The 4686-nt window shown below is 37.0% G+C and carries 6 protein-coding genes; 5 read left to right on the forward strand and 1 reads right to left on the reverse strand.

Annotation, left to right across the window (positions count from 1 at the left end; translation table 11 throughout):
* The coding region (locus C9E89_RS21510; RefSeq protein WP_107010174.1) for an Arc family DNA-binding protein at nt 1–260 on the reverse strand (260 nt) is incomplete at its 3' end.
* 137 nt (nt 261–397) lie between these two features.
* Here C9E89_RS21510 and C9E89_RS21515 point away from each other — a divergent pair.
* The 5 genes from C9E89_RS21515 to C9E89_RS21535 form a co-directional block, all read left to right on the forward strand.
* The gene (locus tag C9E89_RS21515) at nt 398–559 is read left to right on the forward strand and encodes an Arc family DNA-binding protein (RefSeq protein ID WP_107010173.1); all 162 of its coding nucleotides are present in this window, start codon (nt 398–400) and stop codon (nt 557–559) included.
* Nucleotides 560–644: 85 nt separating this feature from the next.
* A complete protein-coding gene (locus tag C9E89_RS21520; protein ID WP_107010172.1) occupies nt 645–1505 on the forward strand; it encodes a BRO-N domain-containing protein in 861 nt (286 codons plus the stop codon).
* 265 nt (nt 1506–1770) lie between these two features.
* The gene (locus C9E89_RS21525) at nt 1771–2646 is read left to right on the forward strand and encodes an exonuclease domain-containing protein (RefSeq protein ID WP_107010171.1); all 876 of its coding nucleotides are present in this window, start codon (nt 1771–1773) and stop codon (nt 2644–2646) included.
* Nucleotides 2647–2650: 4 nt separating this feature from the next.
* The gene (locus C9E89_RS21530) at nt 2651–2857 is read left to right on the forward strand and encodes a hypothetical protein (protein WP_107010170.1); all 207 of its coding nucleotides are present in this window, start codon (nt 2651–2653) and stop codon (nt 2855–2857) included.
* 58 nt (nt 2858–2915) lie between these two features.
* Nucleotides 2916–4686 (forward strand): tape measure protein (locus C9E89_RS21535; RefSeq protein ID WP_147305740.1); only part of this gene is annotated, 1771 nt, incomplete at its 3' end.

Genomic DNA, 4686 nt, shown 5'->3' on the forward strand with positions numbered 1-4686 from the left:
TAATTCTGTGGATTTGGATCATACAATCCCACGTGTTGCATCACATCAAGTAGTTTTTTCTCTAACCGCTTGGACTCATCTTCCAATAGATCTATTCTGAATAAAAGATCTTGCACCTGATCATCATTATCAAATGTCATTTCAAGGCGAAGAATTAATTCAGCAGTTAGGGTTCTGCCATTCTCTTTAGCAGCATTATCCAGCTTGTCTTTTAGTTCAGCTGGAATTCTGAAATTAACTTGAGGGTCTGTACGTGCCATGGCATTTTTCGGTCAATGTTTTAAGGTAACTATAGTGTGCTATAAAAAAATAGTCAAAAAATATTGACGACAAATAAAGCAAGTGATTTAATGTGATTGTGATGTTGAGTTAAATCATGTGCTATAAGGAGTTAAATATGGCAAGACAAGACCCACAGATAAACGTGCGTATACCTGAAAAAACGTTGGAGCGATTTAAAGAGGAGACTCAAAAAGATCGTAGAACTATTACAGCTCAAGTAAATATGATCATTGAAGAATGGTTGGATCGAAGAGCAAAGAAAGCAGTGCAATCATGAAATCAATAGACAACAAAAAAGCCCATGACTTTGGCGAGCAGGGCTTTTTTGAAATGACAAGTTTAATCACAAAGGAAATCAAACTATGACAAGTTTAACACTAAGCTTTAACGAAGTAAATTTTTCACCTGTTCAACACGAGCAGCAAATTTGGCTTACAGCAAGTGAGCTTTCAAAAGCTTTAGGTTATGCAAAATCTGATGCTGTTGCTCAAGTGTATGAGCGCAATAAAGATGAATTTAATCAGTCTATGACCTTGACCCTCAAATTGAGTGTCAAGGGTTTTGGAAACGGGAACTCTGAAAAAGACACTCGTATCTTCTCCCTCCGTGGTTGCCACCTCATTGCAATGTTTTCCAAAACAGCTATTGCTAAACAATTCCGCAAATGGGTTTTGGATATTTTAGATAAAGAGGTAGGTGCACCAATTGCTAAAACCCATAAATCAGAACGTGAGCCATTAACTAATGCTGTAAACATGCTTGTTGCCAAAACTAAGCATTTAAACTACAGCGATGCTTACAAATTGGTTCATCAACGCTTTAACGTAAAAAGTATCGATGAGATTTCATGCGATGCTATTCCTGTTGCAGTTGAGTATGTTCATCATTTGATTGCTTTATATAGTAGTGCAAGTAAGCAAGCGGGGTTGTTCGACAAAGAGGTTTATGAGCTTGTTCGTGAACTTACCGAATCTGTATTAAGTCAGAACTTTATGATGCAAGATGTGTGGAAAGCACTAATGCTAATAAATCAAAAAGATATGATGTACTATTCAAACTATGTGATTAAATCAAATACATTAGCTAGAAAAGTTAGTATTGAATTAAATTTTAAAACAAAACAAGGCTCACCGCTGGTTGACGATTGTTGTAGAGTAATTAATTTTTCAGGTGGAATGAGTATTGGAGCAAATCCCAAGTGGTTTAATGCTCAGACTTGGTAAATTTTGTATTAAAATCAATATTTTATAGTTGTTAGTTAAAACTTAGGTGTTTTAATGAAAACTGTAGTAATCTCTTGAAAGCAGTGAAGTTATTTCGATGGCTTCACTGTTCACTGCCATATAGGCAGCTTAGAAAAGACACTTGTTTATGATGCTGCGGCATCACAAGTTCACTGCCATACAGGCAGCTTAGAAAACCACCCTCGGGTGGTTTTTTTGTTCATAAATTAGTATCTTATTCTAAATTTAATATTTGGGGTGGGGTATGGATTTTGTTACTTTAGACGTAGAAACAGCTAATGCTGATCCAAAATCAATTTGCCAGATTGGTGTGGCGATTTTTAAGGATGGAGAGTTGGTTGACACTTGGGGGACATTAATCAATCCTCATGATGAATTTGATTGGATGAATATTCAAATTCATGGAATTACTAGTAATGATGTAAAGCAAGCTCCAACAATGGTAGAAGTTCAGAATAAATTAGAAAGCTATATTGGTAATGCGATCGTTGGAACTTATACATCTTTTGATAAAACAGCTATTGAAAAGAATTATGGTCAAACTAATTTTCAATGGCTAGATATAACTAAGGTAGTTAGAAGAACATGGGAAGAGGTTTCATATACTGGATATGGTTTAGCTAATGTTTGTAAATTAAATAGTATCGAAATTGGTAAACATCACGATGCTATTGAGGATGCTATTGCAGCTGGAAAGGTTCTAGTAGCAGCTTTGCAAGCTAAAAAATTAACAATAAGTGATTGTGAGCATTTGGTTAAAAAAGGAATAGTTTCACTAATAGCTTCTGGATCGATGGTAGATAGCCTTGGCTCTGAAAATGTTATTATAGATGGTGGCAATCCTGATGGTGAATGGTTTGGTGATGTTTTATGTTTTACTGGTGAAATGAGCATGCCCAGAATCAAGGCAAGTATATTAGCTTCGCAGGCTGGATTTGATGTTGGTAAAGGCGTTACCAAGAAAACGAATTATCTTATCAAAGGACAGCAAGATTTAACAAAATTGAATGGCAAAGATATTAGCTCGAAAGAAGAGAAGGCTTTAAGTTTGATCAAAAAAGGACAGGATATAATAATTATTTCTGAAGATGATTTTTTTAGAATGATTAGTAGAGGGTGAAGTTGTGAAAATAATATTATCATTTATCCTTTTTAGCACTGTCTTGTTAGTTGGTTGTGGTGAGAATAAATACGATAAATGTGTGGCTCAAGGTATTCAATATTTTAAGGATATTGAAGCTTACCCAAATTTATCAGATGGAAGAAATGCTGAAAAAGTTGCTGAAGAACGATGTCATCGAAGTCGTGTAGCTTTTGGATCAATTGATTAGTTTTTAGAGAAATTAAAGCCCTGCAACCGCAGGGTTTTTTATTGCCTGAGGAAAAGTTATGGCTTCAAAATTAGGAACATTAACACTTGATTTAGTTTGCCGTGTCGGCAACTTTACTCAAGCAATGCGTGAAGCATCAAGCTCTGCATCTCGTGAAATGGGTCGTATTGAATCAAGTACATCAAGCGCACAGTCTATGCTTAAAAGCTTAGCTGCGACTGCTGCTGCAACATTTACAGTTTCACAAATTGTTAATTATGCCGATAGTTACACGGGTATGATTAATAAATTAAAGCTTGTCACCGAAAACCAATCGCAACTAAGCATTGCTATGAGTGATACACACAGAATTGCTCAATCAACAGCATCGGAGTGGGGTGGTGTGGTTGATGTTTACACTAAATTCCAGAAGATTTCAGATCGCTTGGGCTTATCTCAAAAAGAAGTGGCAAGAGTTACAGAAACCGTAACCAAAGCGGTAGGAATGTCTGGTGCTAGTGCAGAGGAAGCGCAAAGAGCTTTGATTCAGTTTTCGCAGGGCTTATCGCTTGGGGTGTTACGCGGGCAGGATTTGAACTCAGTAATGCAGCAAACACCTGCTTTGACCGATGCCATTGCGAAAGGTATGGGGGTAACTTCAGATAAGCTCAAGCAAATGGGTGCAGACAATATTTTAACAACAGAAAGTATTGTTAAAGCTCTTGAGAAAGTGGCTGCGTCTGTGGATGCAGACTTTGCAAAAACAGCAACACTTGTATCAGCATCATTTGATTTAATCAAAAATGAAGCTATTAAAATGGTTGGTGAATTTGATGCTGCTACAGGTGCATCCTCAACTTTTGTTAAAGGGATGACAGAGTTATCGGAGAATATGGATGTGGCTGTTGGCGGGCTAACTGTTGCCACAGCTTATATGATTGGCTCATACATTCCCGCTATTACGTTAGGCACAAAAACACTTGTAGTTGATACGATCGCAAAAGTTTCTAGCATTGCAGCGACTAGAGCAAAGGTCCTTGCTGACTATGAAGTTGCAAAATCAAATCTAGCAGCAACAGCAGCAATGGCACGCTCAATGGGTGCAACAAATGCGCAGACTGCTGCAATGATGGCGAATGCTCGTGCAGCTTATCAGCAAGCGGCAGCAAATAAAGCAGCAGCTTTATCTAGTGCTACGGCATTTCTTGGTCCAGTTGGCTTGGGCTTAACTGTTGCAGCAGTTGCAGCATCTTATTTGCTTCTGAAAGACAGCACAGATGAATCAACAAAATCATTACGTGAAAATAATGAAAGTGTTGATGAAGCTATCGCGAAATATCGTGATCTAGAAGAAGCTAAGCAAAAATCTCAACTTGTTACTGAAAAAGAGCAATTAAATGAATTAAAAGAAGCTCGTGACAATGCGACAGATAGCTTAATCACAAATGCTTATGCTTTAACAAGACATAATGATGTTACTGCAATTCAATCGAAAGAATTAAATGCCTTAATTGCTGAGTTCAAGAAAAATGGTGATATTAATCAATTCTCTAAAAGCATTAATGCTTTAACATTTATCAATCAAAAGTCAAAAGATCAGTTTAATAAATTAGCTGGTACCGTGAGTGATACAAATGGGAAGTACAAAGCTCAAAAATCTTTAATTGATGAGATTAATAAATTAACACCCAATGCTGTCAAAGCTACAGATGATCGTGCAGCAGCAGCAGAACGTGAGCGCAAGGCAATTGAGGCAGCCAACAAAGCTTATGCTGACTACAGTAAATCTGCATTTGCAGATATTAAAGAGATAGCAGCTCGAAAGTTTTTTCAAGAAAAAGGACTTTCAA

Source organism: Acinetobacter sichuanensis (genome assembly GCF_003024515.2).
Lineage (GTDB): Bacteria > Pseudomonadota > Gammaproteobacteria > Pseudomonadales > Moraxellaceae > Acinetobacter > Acinetobacter sichuanensis.